Below are 19488 nucleotides of genomic sequence, written 5' to 3'. Positions count from 1 at the left end.
AGCAGAGGTTCACCTGCTGTTCGCCCGCCAGAGGGGAACGGTTCGTCAGCACCCCATACCGTCGAGCGAGTGCGCATACTGACCCCTGCCTCTGCTTCTGCCTGTCGCGGTCGTGCCCTCCCGGGCGGCGAACTACCCAGAGTCCGCTCGGGGCGACGCGCGGGGGCGATGATCGCCAGTTCGGTCGCCCTCGGACTGGTAGCCACGTTGCTGACCGCGCCGGCGGCGCACGCAGCCGACCCCGCGATCGACGGCACCAGTGCACATCCGACCTTCCTCGGCAAAACGCACTACACAGGAGAGTTTCACTCGCACACGTCGATCAGCGACGGGGTGAAACTGCCCGAAGACGCCTACACGTACGTCGCCGAGAACACCGACGTCGACTTTTTCTCGGCCAGTGAGCACGACGTGACGATGGACGTACGCTCGGCGGATGACTGGGCCGACGACCATGAGCACGCGCACTCGAACGAATGGAAGTACCTCAAGAGCGGTGCGGAACGGCACAATGCTTCGGGTGACAGCGACCTGGTGGCTGTGCCGGGCGAAGAAGTGACCTGGTACGACTCGACCGGACACATCAACCTGTTCAACGCCGAGTGGTTCGTCACCGCACCAGGCTACGTGCGTGGCTCAGGTGACAACCTGGGGGGCGTGTTCCCGGTCGGCGACTTCATGTACGACCTGCCCACGTTCTATGCGCGTCTCGCGGCTGACGGTGAAGTCATTGGTCAGTTCAACCATCCCTCACCCACTGGCAAGGGCAACTTCGACCACTTCGCACACCTCACCCCCGAGGCTGACGCGCGCATGTCACTGTTCGAGCACAAGGGCCCTGCCTACGATGCCCAGTGGCAGCTCGCGCTCGACAATGGATGGCACATCGCCCCCGTCTTCAACGGCGATGAGCACAGCGCCAACTGGGTCAGCGCCAACCCGGCACTGACGGGCGTCTGGGCAGACGAGAAATCGCTCGACGGCGTGCACCGTGCCATGAACGAGCGCAGCATGTACTCGACGCTCGACCCGAACGCGATCCTTGCCTTCAGCGCGAACGACGTCATGATGGGGTCGATCCTTCCCGCCGACACCGCCCAGATCGATGCGGTCGTGCAGGTCGCCGATCCGGATGCCGATGACTCGTTCACCCGGGTGCAGATCGTCAGCAACGCCGGCCGGGTGGCACATGACTTCGGCGCCCTCAGCGGAGCCGTGCACAACCTCGACGTGACCCTCGATGTCGCAGACGGTGACTACTACTTCGTCAAAGCCACGCAGGCCGACGGTGCTCAGATCGTCTCGGCCCCGATCTGGGTCGGTGAGAAGGTGCGTGGCGCCGACTACGCTCCACAGATCACCATCGGTGCGGCTGCCCCCGAGCATGCCGACGCAGGCGAACGCATCGCCCTTCCCTCGTTCACCGCCACCGACGACAGCGGTACCCATCCCGCCACGACGGTCGAGGTCTACAACACGCAGCACCGCCTCCCGGTGACTGACGGGTCGTTCACCGTGGAAGGCTACGACGATCACTTCGTCGTGATCAAAGCCACCGATAACAAGGGCAACACCGCGGCCACGGTGCACCGTATCCAGATTGCGGCCACCGACCTCGACCCGGAATCGGTCTTCCGCCACCTGGGTACCGTCGCCACCGTGGGCGCTGATGCTGGCGAAGCCGGCCTGAGCGTGGCCACCGACATCGCCGTCGAGAAGGTCTGGGCCAAGATCGCACCCGTCGGCGCGCTGTTCGGCCTGGGCGCCACCACTGTGGCATCCAGCAACGACCGCGTCTTCGAGGTCGATTCCATCGCCACCGAAGCCGACACCTACCTCGACAGCATCACCGCGCACGCACTGCGCAGCCACGAGTTCGACCTCGCCGACCTCGATGACGGTACGCGCTACGAGTACCGCTTCGGTGTGAGCGAAAACGGCCCGTGGACCGACGTGCGCGGCGAGTTCGTCGCCGGTGGTGCCGGTGACGCACCCGTGTACGTACTCGGCGACGTGCAGGTCAACAGCGGAAAGCAGTCCGACTACGAGCTGCCCGCCCAGATGCTCGACCAGTTGCGTACCCAACGCACCGGAGGCGACACCGTGATCCAGGTCGGCGACCTCGTCGACAACGGCGGCAACGCCGCACAGTGGCAGGGCACCTTCGACCACTCCCTGAAAGACCTCGACCTGCAGTTCGCCCCCATGGTCGGCAACCACGAGACATACGGCGACCGCGAGGTCAGCACCGCGCTCTCGGTCGAACGCAGCCGCATTTTCAGCTCGATGTTCGACCTGCCCAAGAACGGCAGCGAGATCGGCGAGAGCAACTACTCGTTCGACCGGGGCAGCATCCACTTTTCCGTGCTGAACTCGAACTACGACCTTGACACCCAGCTCGCCTGGCTCGAGAACGACGTGCGCGCCAGCGACGCCGAATGGAACGTCGTGATGGGGCACTTCCCCTACTACGGCGGTCGGCACAGCGGCGACGCTGGCATGTCCGTCGCGCGCGCCAAGATCACTCAGACACTGCACCGGCTCGGTGTCGGACTGCACATCGGCGGCCACGACCACGTCTACAAGCGCAGCACCATCCTGGGCGGCGAGCTCGTCACCGACGAGGCGCAGAAGAACCGGGGCACCACGTTCGTCACGATGGGGTCGAGTGGCCCTAAGTTCTACGACAATCAGGTGCAGTCGTGGGACGACACTGTGTACGACGTCGACACGCAGACCGGACTCGTGCTCGAAGCCGTCGACGGTGAACTGCAGGCCCGTGTCTACACGATCGACGGTGAACTTGTCGACGAGTTCGCGGTGAGCAAGCCCGAAGCCGAGTTCCGCGTCACCTCACACGACGTCGTCGACGGGGCGCTCGCCGAAGTCGGTGTGCTCAGCACCGAAGGAGCCCGCGACGACGCCACTCTCGTCGCCGCCGCCTACGACCTCAGCGGAGAGGCGCTGCTCGATGTGCGCACCGCGACCGTCGAACTCGACCACCGCGGCACCGAGCAACTCGTCGCGTTCGACTCTCCGTTGCCGGTGCGCTCCGACAGCACGGTTCGTCTGTTCGTCTGGGACGGGCTCGACACCGGACGGCAGCTGACTGCGGGAATCCTCGTGCGCGAGGGAATGCCTGGTGAAGGAACCGCAGAGAGCCCGTACGAGCTACGCACCTGGGCCGACGTCGAGAAGATCGTGCACGCCCCCGACGCCCACTACGCCCTGATGAACGATCTGCAGCTCGACGGTGAAGAGCGCGCACAGATCGGCTCGGGAGCTACTCCGTTCGCCGGTGTCTTCGACGGGCGTGGCCACACCGTCAGCGGCTACGTCGCGGCCGGGGCCAACGGTGCCGGACTGTTCCAGACCAATGACGGCACGATTCACGACCTCGCCGTGGTCGGAGTGGACACGTCGTCGGCGATCGGCCCAGTCGGCATCCTCGCCGATGTCAACAACGGCACGATCGAACGGTCGTGGACGAGCGGTTCGATCACGGCGCCCTCGCGTGTCGGCGGCCTCGTGGGCGACTCGTCGGGACAGATCCGTGACAGCTACTCGACTGCTGACGTACACGCGACGCACACCGAGTCTGGCGGAGTGATCGGTGTGGCTTTGGCCGGTTCGACCACTGAGAACGTCTACTCGTCGGGTGCCGTCTCTGCTGCTACCCGCAACACCGGTGGTGTCGTCGGCTACGGCTACAACGAGACCAACATTCGCAACGCGATGTCACTGAACGTCGCGGTGACCGCCCCCAGCTACGCACACGCCGTGCTCGGAAGGGTGCTCTCAGGGCACCAGGCAACGCTGGAGAACAACCACGCGACCGACGAGACGTTCGTCTCGGCCGAATCGCTCTCTGACGCCCCGGCCGCCGACAACCTCAAGGGCGCCCGGGTGACCGCAGCCGTTGCGGGCACGCCCGAGCACTTTGGCACAACCCTGGGCTGGAACCTGGATGAGGTCTGGATCTGGAGCGCCGACGCTGAGCGCCCGGTGCTGCGCTCGAACCCTGAGGAGTACGTCAAGCCGACCCCGAACCTGCCGACGAACGAAGACGGCTTCTTCGAGATCGCCGACGGCGAGCAGCTGCGCATGATGGAGAAGTTCCCGGAAGAGCGCTACGTGCTCACCAGCGACATCGTGCTCGCTGACGAGTCCTTTGCGCCGCTTGCCGCACGAGTGCCGTTCACCGGCGAGCTCGACGGTGCAGGCCACATCATCACCGGTCTGCGGTCCCAGGCGGGCGGCCTGTTCGACAAGAACGGCGGCTACATCCACGACCTCGGCATCGAGGACGCCCAGGTGAGTGGTTCGGTGGCGCGGGCGGGCATCCTCGCCAACGTCAGCACCGGCGTCGTCGAACGGGTGTACACCACGGGAGAGATCACCGCGCCGAGCCGCGTGGGTGGCATCCTGGGTGACTCCAGCGGTGAGCTGCGCGACGCCTACACGACCGCAACGGTGCATGGTACGGCCACTGAGGTCGGCGGTGCCATCGGCGTCGCGCTCGCCGGCTCGCTCAGCGAGCGTGTCTACGCCACCGGATCAGTCGCCGCTGACAGTCGTAACACCGGCGGTGTGTTCGGATATGCCTACACCGGTACGGTGATCCGCGACAGTATCTCGCTCGGTCAGACGGTGACAGCCCCGTCGTGGGCGCACCGCATGCTCGGCCGTGTGCTCTCGGGCAACATGGCGACACTCGAGAACAACTGGGCGTCGGATGCCACTACAGCGACCACTCAGACCGATACGGCTGCGCCATCGACGACAAACCTGCACGGTGGTACAGCCACCACCGCCCAGGTGAAGAGCGTCGCGTTCTTCCGCGACACTCTGGGCTTCCGTGCCGACGTGTGGCAGTGGAGCAATGAGCGTGAACGACCGCTGCTGACCGGGGTCGGCGACGCCCGCGGACGCGACGAGAGCGACCATCAGGAGCCGGAGCCGGCCGGTCCGAACCTACCCACCGGTGAGCAGGGCGAGTTCCTGATCGATGAGGTTGCCGACTTCAGTGAGATGGCCGCATATCCGACACAGAACTACCGGGTGGTCGCCGACATCGACCTGAGCGGCAGTGACGTGCGCATCGCGGCGACTTTTGCGGGCACGTTCGATGGCGGCGGGCACACGCTCAGCGGCTACACATCGCCGGCGGGTGGGCTCTTCGCCGAGGTCACCGGCACGGTGCAGGAGGTGGCGCTGGAAGACGCCGCCGTCACGGCATCCTCCAGCGAGGTGGGCCTCCTGATCGACCGCCTCACCGAGAGCGGCGTCGTCGCCGAGGTGCGCACGAGTGGATCGATCACGGGCGCATCCACGGTCGGGGGTATCGTCGGCTACCTCTTCGGCACGGTCCGCGACACCTACTCAGAGGCTGACGTGACGGCGAATGCCGGACGACAGGCGGGGGGCATCGCAGGAATTGCGGGTCGCGGCAGCACGACGCAGCGGGTGTACGCGACCGGCGCCGTTGAGGTCGTCGCGAACCAGAACGCCGGCGGTCTCGTGGGGTACTCGTACGCCACCACCACGGTGGCTCAGTCGGTGGCCCTCAACGCGTCGATCACGGCCTCGTCGCACGCCGGACGCATCGCCGCGCGCGAGCTTGGCACAGAGAGGGCCACTTTCATCGACAATCTGGCAGTCGACACGATCGCTCTCACCGGGCAGACCGTGACCGATGATGGGCGTGAGACCCGCAACGGTGAGACGGTGACGGCCGAGGCAACTCAGTTGCAGGCCACCTACGAAGGACTCGGCTGGGACTTCGCGGCTGTGTGGACGTGGGATACCGACGCCCAGCGTCCCGTGCTGGTCAACGTCCGATAGTCGTCGTACACGCGAGGAGAACACACTCATGAACGTTCAGAACTTGACGATGCGGGCAGCTGGTGCACTCGCTCTCGGTGCGGTGCTTGCGGTTGGTGGTGCGCACGCCGCCGGTGCCGCCGAGCACGATGCGACGACCAGCGAGGGTGTCGCCGAGGTGCGAATCGCTTTCGGTGCGGAGTTCGCCGGGGCGACCGCGACGGTTCTCGTGCTCGACGCGGATGCTGATCCGCACGCACCGGCGCAGGACGACATCGCCTACGTCGCAGAGGTGGTCGCCGACGCCGAAGGAACCGCTGCGTTCCGCGCGGCGCTGCCCGCGGGGCTCGACTACTGGCTGGCCAGCACGCCGGCAGACGGGGAACGCTATGTCGCCATGCTTGACGGCAGCGTCGGCGGAGGCGATGGTACCGGTGGGGACGGGGACGGCGGTGGCAGCGACGGCGGTGGCGATGGAGGCGACGGTACCGGTGGGGACGGGGATGGCTCTGGCAGTTCCGGGGGTGGCCCTGGCGGCGAGGCGGGGGGTCCGGATTCCGGGCGCGACGGTGACCTGGCCACGACGGGCCAGGCCGCCTGGTTGCTGCCGCTGGGGATCGTGCTGGCCGGAGGGCTGATCGCCACGGGTGCGGTGCTCTACCGCCCGCGCTCGGCCGACTGAGTCGGTTGGGTTGCCGCGGCCCCGAGAGGTGGTGGCTCTCTGCGGCGAGCTCGTCGTCGTGAATCTCCGCGCAAACGACGCGGAAGAGGGCAGAACTAGACGCAGGCGTCTCCGTTGAGTTCATCCCTCTGTGGCTGTGGATCTAGGCGATACGGCCGGTCCCCGACCGACAGCAGGAGGGGTGACTGCCCCGCGGCCGGTCGCAACGAGCTGCGCGCCTGCCTTCTTCATCGGAGCGAGAGGTGCTGCCTCTTGCGCCTTTTGCGTGAGAAACCTCTTGACGCAGCATCCGCTTTCGCATAACGTACAACCAAATGGTTGCACAAACAGAACTCAGCGAAGCGGAGGTCGACCGTGTGTTCCACGCACTGGCGGCGTCGACCCGGCGCGACATCCTGCGCCGGACGATCGAGCAGGAGCAATCCGTCTCGTCCCTCGCAGCTGACTACGACATGTCGTTCGCGGCGGTCCAGAAGCACGTCGCCGTGCTGGAAGCCGCGAGCCTCATCATCAAGCGCGCCGAGGGACGCGAGCGGCTCGTCCGCGCGAACCCCGAGATGATCGCCAGCGCCAGGGCGCTTCTCGCCCGATACGAAGAGCTGTGGCGATCCCGCATTGCCCGGCTCGACGACCTGCTCGCCGAGCCCCACGGCTCAGCGGCACAGCACGACAACGACGACAAGCAAGGAGAGTGACATGCCCGTGATCGATTTCGTCACCGACGAAGAGAACCTCACCATGACGGTGACCGCCGAGTTCGCCGCCCCGGTGGAACGCGTCTGGGCGGCGTACAGCGATCCCCGTCAGCTGGAGCGCTTCTGGGGCCCTCCCGGATGGCCGGCCACGTTCACCACCTGGGAGCACACGCCCGGCGGCAAGGCGCAGTACACGATGAGCGGCCCGCGCGGCGAGAAGTCGACGGGAACGTGGGAGTTCCTCGCCATCGATGCCCCGCACCGCTTCGAAGTGCTCGACGCCTTCGCGAACGAGGACGGCACCCCGATGGAGGGCTTCCCCTCCATGCGGATGACGTTCGAGTTCACGCCCGCCGGTGACTCGACGCGCATGTCATCCACGACCTACTTCGACTCGCTCGAAGCGCTGGAGCAGACGGTCGCGATGGGCGCGATCGAGGGAACGAAGATGGCGATGGCGCAGATCGACGCCGTGCTGCAGGACCTGCGCGACTACGCCCAGGGCAAGGGCACGCGTGTCGAACTGCTCGACGACACCCACGTGCGCATCACCCGTCTCATCGACGGGCCGCGCGACCTGGTCTGGCGTGCGCACCACGATCCCGATCTCGTGCGGCAGTGGATGCTCGGCCCCGACGGCTGGGAGATGACGGAGTGCATCGCCGCGACAGAAGTGGGCCAGAGCTACCGCAACTCATGGGCGCCCGTCGGCGACACCCCGGGGGAGCCGTTCGGCTTCGAGGGCGAGGTGCTGCTGTTCGACGCCCCGCGCCGCGCGGTGACGACCGAGCGGATGCAGGGTATGCCGGTCGAGACGCTCAACGACCTCAACCTGTACGAAGAGGACGGAGCCACGCTCGTCACGGTGCTCATCGAGTACCCCGACAAGGAGACGCGCGACATGATCCTCGCCACCGGCATGGCCGACGGCATGGAGGCGTCGTACGCCCGCCTCGAGAGCGCAGTGCTGACACCCGAGCGGTAACTAACTCCTTCAGAATCGGCCGGCTTCCTCGGGGGCTGGCCGATTTTGGTGTGAGGGAGCTCATCTTGGAGGAGTTGTGAACGGGAGGCGGCCCACTCGTCCTCTGAGTTGTGTCCTCCCGTCACACATTGGATCCAATATTGACTGCCCTGGAATCGCGACGTAGCGTGTCCTGATGCCCAGCGACATTCCCGGTGCAGAACAGCCCACGACTCGCCGCCCGAAGACGACCCAGCAGTTCGTCCTCGACGAGTTGCGCCGTGCGATCGAGCGGCGCGAGATCGCCCCGGGCGAAGCCATCCGCCAAGACGCGCTCGCCGAGCGTCTCGGTGTCAGTCGGGTGCCGATCCGCGAAGCGCTGAAGATCCTTGAGGGCGAAGGCCAGGTGCTCTACCAGCCGCACCGCGGCTACCAGGTCGTCGAACTCTCCATCGATGACCTCATCGAGGTCTACCACCTGCGTCGCATCCTCGAGACCGAGGCCATCCGTCTGGGGGTGCCTTCGCTCGGCAAGGCAGACCTGGACGAACTCGACGAACTGCGCATCGACATCGACGTCGCGGGCGAGGTCGGCGACGTGCTCGCGATGACCGCGGCGAACCGTCGCTTTCACTTCCTCATCTTCGATCTCGCCGAGATGCCGCGTCTCAGTCGGCTGATCCGCAATCTGTGGGATGCCACCGACGCATACCGCTCTCTCTACTACGCGGGCGAGACGAACCGCGTGCACATTCGTCAGGAGCACGAGCAGATCCTGCAGGCCGCGCGCGCGAAAGATGCCGAGCGCATCGTGCAGCTCCACGACGATCACCGAGACAATGCGATCCGCACTCTCACCGCCGTCATCGAGGCGGAGGCGTCCTCGCACGAATGACGTGCGCTACTCCATCGTCGTGACGATCGTGCGCTCGATGCCGCCCTCGACGGGAGTCTCGTAGAGAACCGGCATTCCGGGGAACGCCAGCGCGAACCAGAAGATCGCGGGTGCAGCATCTGGATGCGAGCGCACATCGAACCGGATGCACTCCAGACGTCCGAGCGGATGGTCGATCGTCTCCGTCGAGCGCTCTGAGCGGTCGCGGGGAAAGGATGCGTGGCCCTGCAGTTCGGCCCAGGTCACCCGGCGCGCGGTGGCGGGCGCGTCCTCGCCGACCACCCATTGTGTGAGCATCGCGCCGTCATCATCACCGTCGGAGAAGCTGTTGACCCGCTCCGTGCGGGTGCCGTCGGGGTGCTCGACGAGCAGGCGGATGGTCTTGCCTCCGCGACTCGCCTCCCGGATCTCGGCCGCCGTGAACGGCGTCGGCCAGAAGCCCGGCCCGAGCAGGTGCGGGTCGGACTCAGGCATCCTCGGGTCCGGACCCGACATCCGGCAACTCGACCACCAGCGGCACCGAGGTGGACGCGACCGTGCTTCCGGGCAGGCTGAACGGGTCGACGAGGAGATCTGCGGGGAGCACATCGACCCGCCCCGACTCGTCGTAGGGCTCGGCCGGCAGCCCGGCCCAGGGCTTCTGCTGGTCTTCGGGCTTTTGCTGGAACTGTGCCATGCCTCCATTGTGCGCCCGGCGGGGCGCATCCGAGCCGGAGAATCAGAGATCGGCGATGATGATCTTCTTCATCGGCATCATCGCGGCGTATGCGCCCTCACGCTGCAAGAGATCGCCCATGTTCTCCGGAACGATCTGCCAGCTCACGCCGAACTTGTCGACCAGCCAGCCGCACTGCTCGGCCTCAGGCACGGCCGAGAGTGCGTCCCAGAGGCGGTCGATCTCGGCCTGGTCGGCGCAGCTCACTTCCAGTGACACCGCCGGGGTGAACGGCTCATCCTGCTCGACCGCGGAGTCCATGATCGCCAGCCAGCCACCCGAGAGCTTCACCTCGCCGAACATCACTGAACCGGGCGTCGCCGGCCCTGTCTGCTCTGGGTACTCGGCGAGGAAACCCACCTTGCTGTCGGAAAAAACGGATGCGTAGAACTCCGCCGCCTCGCGGGCACGGTTCTGCACGGCACCCGAGAACATCAGCTCGGGAACGACGAACGGTCCCGACTGGGATTCCGCACCCACGACCAGCAGCTGCCAGCTCACCCCATAGCGATCTTCGACCCAGCCGTATCGCGGACTGAACGGGTACTCGCCGACGTCCATCAGAATCCGTCCGCCCTCGGCGAGCTTCGCCCACGTCTTGTCGAACTGCGCGTGCATCGCGTCGCTGTCGTCGTCGAACTTCCGCGCGTCGAAGCCGAGCATGAACGACAGCGCGGGTGTCGGACGGAACGCGGGACCGCCGTTGATGAGCGTGAGGATGTAGCCGTCGATCGTCACATCGATCGTGAGCGGCGTGCCGACCAGATCCTGCTGCCGGTCGGGTGCCTCCGCCGGATAGCGGTACGTGATCTCGGATGTCGTCCAGGGCAGAGCATCCGCGTAGAACGCGCCCGCCTCCTCGGCATCGTGATTGAACCAGATGTTGGGCACGATCTTCTGCGTTGCATGCGACATTTGCCTACTCCGATCGGTCAGACGTCGTCTCAGCGTGCGCCTATCCGCGACTGATCACAAGGGGGTTCGCACGTCAGATGAGGCGTCGCAGCGCATCTTCTACGCTGACGCCCTGCACCTCGGCCAGATCCAGAAGACGCGCGTGCTCATCCGCGGTGAGCGAGAGCTGGAGAGTGATCGGCCCGACCGCGGCGGGCGCGGCATCGAGGTCGGCGAGCAGGTCGGATGGTTCGGCCCACAGCGCCTGGGTGGCGGGAGCGGGCGTCGTCACCGGCTCGATGAGCTCGGGCGGTGCGGCCTCAGTAGCGGTGGCGGAAGCGACGTGGCCGCCGGCCGTGAATCCCGGACCGCGTGCGGGTTCGCGCTTCTGCTGGAACGCCTTCGCCGCGCCGTTCGCACGCTCGTCGGCGGCTTCGTTCAGCGGATGACCCGCGTGCCCCTTCACCCACTCGAATGTCACGTGGCGACCGCGCATCGCCTCGTCGATTCCCTCGAGCAGTTCCCGGTTGAGGACGGGCTTGCCGTCGGCCTTCTTCCAGCCCCTGCGCTTCCAGCCGGGCATCCACTTGGTCACCGAATCGATCACATACTTGCTGTCGCACTCGATGATGAGCGGCTCGTCGACGCCCGCCGTCGCGCGCAGCAGTTCCATGACGGCCTGCAGCTCACCCTGGTTGTTCGTGCCGTGCGGCGAGCCACCGGCCGCCCAGTTCGACTCGTCGATGTACCAGGCCCAGCCGTTCGGGCCGGGGTTGCCGAGGGCGGAGCCGTCTGCGGCGGCGGTGATCGTCATGCCTTAACCGTAGGGGGCGAGGGCGACACTGCCGGGCGCGCCGAAGACGGGAAGGGCGGATGCGTCTCAGCGGTCGTGCGCGTGCGCTTCCTGCACGGCTGCGATGAGGGCCTTCCAGGCGCCCTCGATCTCGGTGTCGGCGACCTCGCGCTCGTGTTCGACCTCCGGGGTGCGTGCGCGAATCAACCACACGAAGCGATCAGCGCCGCGGGGGTCAGCCGGGGGCTCATCCCAGGGGCAGCGGTCGATGAGGGCGATCCAGTCGGTGGCCTCTGCGGGGTCGGGGGCAACCCGCCACTGACGACGGCGTCCGGCGATCCCTCCTGTGCGCACCACCGCGACGACGACGGGAGCGTCGTCGTCGGGAGGATCGATCTCACGCATCGATCACGCCCACCTCCGCCCAGGCGGCGCGCACTGCGCGCTCGGTGTCGGCGTCGACGGTTGCCGCTGCGGTGATCGTCGCCGCCGCGAAATCGGCGAACTTCGCCGTCGTGCCCAGCTCGCCGGTGAGGGCGCGGTACCAGGCGAGTCCCGCGCGCTCCCAGGCATGGCCTCCGAGTGCCCGCGCCGCCAGTGCGAAGGCGCGATTGGGGATGCCGGAGTTGATGTGCACGCCCCCGCTGTCTTCCGTCGTCGAGACGAAATCGCGCATGTGCGCCGGCTGCGGGTCTTTGCCCAGCTCGTCATCGTCGTACGCCGTTCCGGGAGCGATCATGGACCGCAGCGCCTGGCCCTGCACGGCATCGGTGAAGATTCCCTCGCCGATCAGCCAGGTCGCCTCCTCTGCCGTCTGGCCGTTCAGGAACTGCTCGGTGAGGGTGCCGAGGACATCCGCGATCGACTCGTTCAGCGCGCCCGGCTGGTTGCGGTACTCGAGATTCGCGGTGTGCTGGATGACACCGTGGCCGAGTTCATGGCCGATCACCGACACCGAACGGGTGAAGCCGGCGAAGACCTCGCCATCACCATCGCCGAAGACCATCCGCGTGCCGTCCCAGAACGCGTTGTCGTAGTCGACGCCGTAGTGCACGGTCGCATCCAGCGGAGCACCGGCGTCGTTGAGCGAGTTGCGCCGGAACGCTGCGAGCAGCAGGTCGAACGTCGCGCCGAGTCCGTCGAACGCCTCGTTGCCGGTCTCGTCGTCGACGGGCGGATCGTCTTCTTCTCGGACGATGAGTCCGGGAAGTCGGTCGGTGTTCGCGGCATCCGAGACTGTGCGGTTCGGTGCATCCGTCAGCTCTGCGACCAGTGCACCGGACTCATCGATCGACAGGTCGATGCGCGCGCGGAACGGCGGGCGTCCGGCGACGAGGGTCTGTCGTGCCGCCGCCGCAGCCTTCGGGAACCGTTCGGACTGCGCCAGCTTGGCGAGCAGGTATCCCGGAACGACGCCTCTGCTGCATCCGTCTGTCATTGCACTCCCGTCGCCGCTCATGCAGCGACCCTACGCGCGGCATCCGACAATGTCACGGGGTTGACGTCCTGCGGCGGCGCCCCTCCCGCGAGAAACCACTTCCTGCGCGAGACGCAGGCGGTGGCGTGGTTTCTGGTGCGAAAAGTGGTTTCTCGCGGAGCGGAGGAGAGGGTCAGTGCGCGGCGGGCCAGAGCTCCACAGGGGCCGCGGCGAGAGCATCGAGCACCTCGGGGATCGGGGTGACGCCGAGGCCGGGGCCCTGCGGAACGTCGATCATGCCGTCGCGCAGCACGAAGGGCTCGGTGATGTCCTGGCGGTAGAAGCGATCGGAGGCGGAGATGTCGCCGGGCAGGGTGAACCCGTCGAGAGCGGCGAGTGCGGTGTTCGCCGCGCGGCCGAGGCCCGTCTCCAGCATTCCTCCGCACCAGACGGCGACGCCGTGCGCACGCGCGAGGTCGTGGATGCGACGCGCTTCGAGGTACCCGCCGACGCGACCGGGCTTGACGTTGATGACGGATGCGGCACCGAGGCTGATCGCGTCCGCAGTGTCCTTCGCCGACTCGATCGACTCGTCCAGGCAGATCGGTGTGTGCATCATCTGCGCGAGCTTCGCGTGCTGGACCAGGTCGTCCTCCGCGAGCGGCTGCTCGATGAGCAGCAGGCCGTAGTCGTCGAGGCGGCGCAGCTGGCGGGCATCCACGAGCGTGTACGCGGCGTTCGCATCGACCTGCAGCGGCACGTCATCGCCGAAGGCGCGTCGCACGGCAGCGACCGGCTCGATGTCCCATCCGGGCTGGATCTTCAGCTTGATGCGGACGTAGCCCTCTTCGAGGTAGACGCCGACGGCGCCGAGCAGGTCGTCGATCGAGTCCTGGATGCCGACCGAGACGCCCGATGGCACGGCGGTGCGCGTCGCGCCGAAGTATGACGCGAACGACATGCCGTGTCCGCGCAGCTGCGCGTCGAGCACGGCCATCTCCAAAGCCGACTTCGCCATGCGATGTCCGACGATGTGCTCGAGGACGGATGCGACGGTCTCGGCCGTGATCTCCTGTCCCGACTCCTGCGCCGCGAACAGCGCGGGGACGAGGTAGCGTTCCGTGACTTCGCGGGCGCCGCGCAGATACTCCGACGAGTAGACCGGGTCAGACAGGCTGACGCACTCACCCCAGCCGGCGACGGACTCGGTGCCCTGCGCCGTGCGCACGGTGCCCGCGATTCGCAGCAGGTAGGTGTTGCGCACCGTCTGGGTCCCGAACGAGGTCGTGAAGGGCGAGACGATCGGCAGCGAGAGCTCGCGGAGCTGGATCGATTCGATGAGCATTAGTTCCTCCTGCGGAAGATGTAGCGGTGGGCGGAGTCGAATCCGAGTGACTCCCAGTTCTCGACGACCTCCGGCAGAGCCTCACGCAAAGCGAGACGCCAGGTGCGCGCGGCGGCCGGATTCTCCAGCCGCATCCGCTCGATGTCGGCGGGCGTCTGCACGGCGACGACATCGGCGTCGAGCGCGCCCGTGTCGATGACGGGACGCCCATCTGCCGCCTTGGCCAGCAGCGGTGCCGCGTCCGCAGCCTCGGGTGGCTCGGGGAGGCGCCCGGCACCCTGGAGCGGCCAGGCCACGAGCAGTCGGTCGCTCTCATCGCCCTGGTTGACGCCGTCGGTCATCTCGCCGTAGTAGTTCGCGTGGTACTTCACGGGGGTGGCGCCGAGGGATCGCAGATTGAAATGCGCGTTGCGCGAGACAAGGGGATCGAAGGTCCAGCGCACTTCGCGGATGCCTCTGGCGAGGCACCATTCGCGCTGGTGCCCCTTCAGCGCGCGACCTATGCCCATCGAGGCATATTGCGGGATGACTCCTGCGATGTGCGAGTGCAGAGCGTCGCCGAGCGGCTCCACATGGAAGCCGATGCATCCGCCGACGATCTCGTCGTCGACGAAGGCGGCCGCCGTGTAGTGGCCACCGGAGCGCAGCGCGATGAGCATGGCCAGGTCGAGCATCGTCTTGCCGGGGCTCGTGCCCCAGATGCGGTCGAGGACGGTGACGAGCGCGGCGAGGTTCTCATGGCCGTCGATCTCGCGGACGGTGAACTGCTCAGACATCCGTGCCGCCCTCGGTCAGCGCGCGCACGAGGCCGGCGAGCAGCGCGACGCGGGACGGTATGCCCGCGACGACAGCGTGCTCGCTCTCCGCGTGCGCGCCTCCGCCCCACGCGCCCAGCCCATCGAGGGTGGGCACTCCGATGCCTGCGGTGAAGTTGCCGTCGGAGGCGCCGCCGACATGCAGCGGCACGGGTGCCTCCAGTCCCTCGGCGGACGCGACACGACCCGCGAGGGCGAAGAGCGTCGCCGACATCGCGGACTCGAGAGGGGCGCGGTTCGGGCCGCCGGAGACGGTCACGCTGGCACCGGTCACGCGGGGCGCGATCGCGCGCATCGCCTCGTCGACGCGCTGCTGCGAGGCGACGGAGGTCACCCGCACGTCCACATCGAGCACAGCCTCGGCCGGCACGGTGTTCGTCGTTGTCCCGCCCGAGATCACGCTCGGCACGACACTGAGACCGGGCTCGCTCGCGTGCAGCGCGTTGACCGCGAGGATCACCTCGGCGAGACCGACGACGGCGTTCACACCACGATCCGGTTCGAGCCCGGCGTGCGCGGCCAGCCCATGCACCGTGAAGCGGTACATCGACGTGCCCTTGCGCTGCGTCTTGAGCTCGCCGGCGTCGCCGCCTGCCTCCAGGACGAAGGCGGCGGATGCTCCGGCTGCCGTCTCTTCGATGAGGGCACGCGAGCTCGGCGAGCCCACCTCTTCATCGCCGGTCACGAGCAGCGTGACGCCGTCGAGCGCACTCGAATCCTGCTCTTTGAGGATCGCGAGCGCGTGCACGGCCATCGCGATGCCGGTCTTCATATCGACCGACCCGGGGCCGCGCAGGATCCCGTCGCGCACCTCTGCGGGGATGCGCGGCAGTGTGCCGAGCGGCCACACCGTGTCGTGGTGGGCGACGATCACGACACGTGTCGATTCGCCCCAGTGCCAGCGCAGGTGTGTGACGCCGTCGATGACGATGCGCTCCGGCTCGCTCCCGAGTCGTCTGCGCACGAGAGCGCTGACAGCGTCGGCGCTCTGGGCGACGGCGGCATGATCCGCAGACGGCGACTCGACCTGCATGAGGTCGATCGCATCGGCGATGACCGCGTCAAGCCGGGTCTGCGCTGTGGTGAGAAGTCCGCCCTCAGGCATCCTGTGCCTTTCGGAAAGCCCGGGTGCCGAAGTGCAGCAGGGTGCCACTCGGGTGGTCGTGGCGCCACACGCGCGGGTACAACGGCATGCCGGGAACGGTCGCGGCGTACGCGCCATCCGCCGCTCTGACGATCTGGAACGACGTCGTCCACTCCATCAGCTCGCGGCCCGACGGATTGGCGCTGTCGGTGCGCTCGGCGCTCAGCGTCTCGTCGTCCCAGCTGACCGTGATGCTCGCGGCCGCGTCACCGTAGGTCCCGACGAGTTCCGCAGCCTCTTCCGCGGTGATCGGGGCACCCGCCGGATCGGGGCCGAAGGGCTCGGATGCCTCGATGCCGGCGATGCTGCGGAAGGCATCGCGCATCAGCTCATTCGCCGCGGCGCCCATGAGGCCGCCGTTCGTCAGCAGAACGACCGCGACACCCGCATCCGCGGAGATCCGCAGGAAGGCCTGCTGCCCGAGCGTGCCACCGTCGTGGCCGTGGATGCGGTGACCACTCCACTCGTGCTGGATCCATGCGAGCCCCTGCACATCTGCGAAGCCGGCCATGCCGATGACCTTCTGGTCTTCGATCATCGCCGCGTAGGACGCGCGCGACAGCAGCACCGGGCTCTCGGCGATGGAGTCTGCCGCGAAGCGCAGGACGTCCTCTGCGCGGGCACTGATGAGGCCGGCCGGCCCCGCCGAGCGCGTGATCATGACGTGCGGCACAGGAGCTGCAGAGCCGTCGCGGATGTCACCGGTGTGTCCGACGGCGGAGGCGAAGCGCAGCGTGTCCTCGGGCAGGGTCGTCGTGTGCGTCAGGCCGAGCGGTTCGAGGATGCGCTCGCGCAGCACCTCGTCCCAGGTCGCCCCGCGAAGCACCTCGATCATGCGCCCGAGGATGCCGAAAGCGGTGTTGCAGTATGACCAGTCCGCACCGGGAGCGAAGTTCTGCACGACGTCGCCGAGCGCGTCGAGATACCGTTCGACGGTGTCGTCGCCGCGGCCGGTGTCGAGGAAGACATCGCCGTCGATGCCGCTTGTGTGCGTGAGCAGCTGGCGCGCGGTCACACTCGCGGAGACGGCGGTATCGGCGACTGCAAACTGCGGCAGCACGGCGCGCACCGGAGCATCCAGATCGAGAAGTCCCTCTTCGACGAGCTGCATGATGAGCACGCCCGTCCAGGTCTTCGTGATCGAGCCGATCTGGAACAGCGCGTCGGGTGCCGCGGAGGCACCGGTCGCCGCATTGAGGACACCCGCCGAGACCACCTCGACCTCCACGCCCGCGCGGGTCGTCGTGAGGACGCCGAAGCTGGCGCCGGGGATGCCGTACTTGTCGAGCACGGTCTCCAGGCGACGCTGCCAGAGCGCCGGGTCGACGGTCGACTTCGCGGGCAGTGGAGACAGGTGACGCTCGAACCAGGCGACGAGGCGGCGGCTGTAGTCGACGCGGTGCGAGGGCGTGCCGTTCAGCACGAACGCATGCGCGCCCCCGGGGTAGACGACGAGCTCGCTCTCGACACCGGCAAGAGCGAGACCTGCGTGCCACTGCTCGGCCTGCAGCACCGGGCACAGCAGGTCGGCGCCACCGTGCAGGATGAGCGTCGGCGCCGTGACCTCGGCGACACGGGCGAGGGGTGAGAGCGCGCGGGCACGGCCGCTGTGAGGATCGAACTCCAGGCGGTCGAGCAGGATGCCGTCGGTGGATGCCCCGGAGAACTGTCCCAGGTCGGCGACGAGTCCGCCCGTGACAGCGGCGACGAAGCGATCGGTCCAGGCCGTCAGTGCGCAGGTCATGAAGCCGCCGTAGCTGTAGCCGGTGACGACGAGCTGCGTCGGGTCGGCGATCCCTTCGGCGACGAGCTGGTCGATCGGCTGCAGGAAGTCCTGCAGGTCGGCCTCGCCCCAGGCGTCGTAGACGGCGGTGAAGAAGCTCTCGCCGTAGCCGTCGCTGCCGCGCGGGTTCACCATGAGCACGGTGTAGCCCCGGGCGACGAGATCGGCGTGGTGCGGTTGCATGACCGACTGCGTGCCGGTCCACGCGTTGTGGGGGCCGCCGTGCACGTCCAGCACGAGAGGACCGGCGCCGGTGAGCGCCGGGTCGCGGAGGAGGAACGCCTCGACCGTCGTGCCATCCGAGATCGCGAAGGTCCTGCGCTGCGCGGCCGGGAACTCCACGCCGTCGAGGGCGGCTCCGAACTCCGTCAGGACCACCGGTTCGCTCTCGGATGCTGCGGCGAGAGGCACCTCGACGATCTCACCGAAGCTCGTGGGCGTCGCAAGAATCCCACGCACGGTGGTCGTGCCCACGGCGATGCCGGAGACGACCCGCTGCGGACCGGCGAGGATCGGGCGCGCCTCGCCGCCGGCGAGCGGTACAGCCCAGATCTCGGTGGATCCGCCTTCGCGCAGGCAGAAGACGACCTCGCCGTGGGCGCTGAGCGCGGGGCGTCCGCCGGGGTAGCCGGGTCCGCCCGGCATGACATTGCGGTCGAGGGCGGCGGTGAGTGATCGGTCGGCGATGGCCGGGTCGAGGCTCAGCACCAGGAGGTGTGCGTGTCCGACGGCGGGCGCATCCGCGCCGACCGCGATGACCGCGTCGCCGCTGGGCGTCCAGAGCAGCGGGCCGTGCACACCCGTCGCGGTGCCGATCGCGCGCGTCGGGTAGCTGAGCAGTGAGAGGTCGAGCACGTGCACCTGTGAAGAGCGCTGCTCCACAGCATCCGGGGCGCTGTCCGCGGAGAACGCAAGAGACATGCCGTCCGGGGAATATGCCGGGGCCGTCGCGTCGAAGTCGCCATCGGTGAGGCGGGTGATGCGCCCGCTGGCGAGCGTGAGCTGGAACAGATGGTTGCGCACGTCCGCACGCACACCGACGCCGTCGATCTTGTAGCGGCGATCCGGTGCGACGAGGACGCCACTGTCATCGGCGCGGCGTGACACCGGCGCGGAGAAGGCGATGCGCGTGCCGTCCGGGGAGACGACCGGTGCGCCGACGCCCTGCGGGAGGCGCGGATCCGTCTGTGTGAGCGCGCGCGGGGCACCGCCGTCGGGGTTCAGCGCCCACAGCTGCGGCAGGCCCGCCGCATCCGGGCGTACGAAGACGATGTCGCCCGTGCTCTCGTTCCAGGTCGGCGCCGCATCCGATGGTCCCTCGGTGAGACGGCGAGCAGTGCCGTCCTCGATCAGCCAGAGGGAGAAGTCGTTGCGGTCAGCCGCCCGGTCGACAGCCGAGCGCACGAACACCGTGCGTCCGGCAGAGTTCGTCACCGGTGCCGTGGGGACCACGACATCGAGGTAGTCATCGATCTCCGCGGGGCGCGTCGAAGGGCTCTGGGTGTCGTTCATCGCATCATCCT

The 19488-nt window shown here is 67.8% G+C and carries 15 protein-coding genes; 5 read left to right on the top strand and 10 right to left on the bottom strand.

The genetic code is table 11. From position 1 onward, the window contains the following. Positions 1-168: 168 nt before the first annotated feature. The 5 genes from JOD62_RS06105 to JOD62_RS06085 all read left to right on the top strand — a co-directional run bounded on the left by JOD62_RS06105 (position 169) and on the right by JOD62_RS06085 (position 9059). On the top strand, positions 169-5844 hold the full coding sequence (locus tag JOD62_RS06105) for a metallophosphoesterase (RefSeq protein WP_204938424.1): 5676 nt from the start codon (positions 169-171) through the stop codon (positions 5842-5844). Between the two features lie 28 nt (positions 5845-5872). Continuing rightward, positions 5873-6505: a hypothetical protein gene (locus JOD62_RS06100; RefSeq protein ID WP_204938423.1), complete on the top strand. Its 633-nt coding sequence runs from the start codon at positions 5873-5875 to the stop codon at positions 6503-6505. A gap of 314 nt (positions 6506-6819) precedes the next feature. Further along, the gene (locus tag JOD62_RS06095) at positions 6820-7200 is read left to right on the top strand and encodes an ArsR/SmtB family transcription factor (RefSeq protein WP_204938422.1); all 381 of its coding nucleotides are present in this window, start codon (positions 6820-6822) and stop codon (positions 7198-7200) included. 1 nt (position 7201) lies between these two features. Continuing rightward, positions 7202-8185: an SRPBCC family protein gene (locus JOD62_RS06090; protein WP_204938421.1), complete on the top strand. Its 984-nt coding sequence runs from the start codon at positions 7202-7204 to the stop codon at positions 8183-8185. A gap of 175 nt (positions 8186-8360) precedes the next feature. Next, positions 8361-9059 (top strand): GntR family transcriptional regulator, encoded by a 699-nt coding sequence (locus JOD62_RS06085; protein WP_204938420.1) that lies wholly within the window; start codon positions 8361-8363, stop codon positions 9057-9059. 6 nt (positions 9060-9065) lie between these two features. Here the strand turns inward: JOD62_RS06085 and JOD62_RS06080 are convergent, their stop codons facing one another. The 10 genes from JOD62_RS06080 to JOD62_RS06035 form a co-directional block, all read right to left on the bottom strand. After that, positions 9066-9533, bottom strand: coding sequence for a hypothetical protein (locus JOD62_RS06080; RefSeq protein WP_204938419.1), 468 nt, complete (start codon positions 9531-9533; stop codon positions 9066-9068). Next, positions 9526-9735, bottom strand: a complete 210-nt coding sequence (locus tag JOD62_RS06075) for a hypothetical protein (protein ID WP_204938418.1) — start codon at positions 9733-9735, stop codon at positions 9526-9528. Before JOD62_RS06075 ends, JOD62_RS06080 begins: the two co-directional genes overlap by 8 nt. A 42-nt stretch (positions 9736-9777) precedes the next feature. Next, positions 9778-10689: a VOC family protein gene (locus JOD62_RS06070; protein WP_204938417.1), complete on the bottom strand. Its 912-nt coding sequence runs from the start codon at positions 10687-10689 to the stop codon at positions 9778-9780. 73 nt (positions 10690-10762) lie between these two features. Next, positions 10763-11482: a ribonuclease H family protein gene (locus JOD62_RS15080; RefSeq protein WP_204938416.1), complete on the bottom strand. Its 720-nt coding sequence runs from the start codon at positions 11480-11482 to the stop codon at positions 10763-10765. Positions 11483-11548: 66 nt separating this feature from the next. Then, positions 11549-11866 (bottom strand): protealysin inhibitor emfourin, encoded by a 318-nt coding sequence (locus tag JOD62_RS06060; RefSeq protein WP_204938415.1) that lies wholly within the window; start codon positions 11864-11866, stop codon positions 11549-11551. Further along, a complete protein-coding gene (locus JOD62_RS06055) occupies positions 11859-12920 on the bottom strand; it encodes a M4 family metallopeptidase (protein WP_239526572.1) in 1062 nt (353 codons plus the stop codon). The genes JOD62_RS06060 and JOD62_RS06055 overlap by 8 nt, the downstream gene beginning before the upstream one ends. A 151-nt stretch (positions 12921-13071) precedes the next feature. Beyond that, positions 13072-14223 carry an o-succinylbenzoate synthase gene (gene menC, locus JOD62_RS06050; RefSeq protein WP_204938414.1) on the bottom strand — a complete coding sequence of 384 codons (1152 nt, stop codon included), beginning with the start codon at positions 14221-14223 and terminating at the stop codon, positions 13072-13074. After that, entirely contained in the window at positions 14223-14999 is a 777-nt protein-coding gene (locus JOD62_RS06045; protein ID WP_204938413.1) for a GNAT family N-acetyltransferase, read from the bottom strand. The genes menC and JOD62_RS06045 overlap by 1 nt, the downstream gene beginning before the upstream one ends. Further along, positions 14992-16143, bottom strand: coding sequence for a M20 family metallopeptidase (locus JOD62_RS06040; RefSeq protein ID WP_204938412.1), 1152 nt, complete (start codon positions 16141-16143; stop codon positions 14992-14994). The genes JOD62_RS06045 and JOD62_RS06040 overlap by 8 nt, the downstream gene beginning before the upstream one ends. Next, positions 16136-19477, bottom strand: coding sequence for a serine hydrolase (locus tag JOD62_RS06035; RefSeq protein WP_204938411.1), 3342 nt, complete (start codon positions 19475-19477; stop codon positions 16136-16138). Before JOD62_RS06035 ends, JOD62_RS06040 begins: the two co-directional genes overlap by 8 nt. Positions 19478-19488 lie beyond the last annotated feature (11 nt).

Origin of the sequence: Microbacterium keratanolyticum, from assembly GCF_016907255.1 — a bacterium.
Taxonomy (GTDB): Bacteria; Actinomycetota; Actinomycetes; order Actinomycetales; family Microbacteriaceae; genus Microbacterium; species Microbacterium keratanolyticum.
This window is presented reverse-complemented; position numbering and strand designations above follow the sequence as displayed.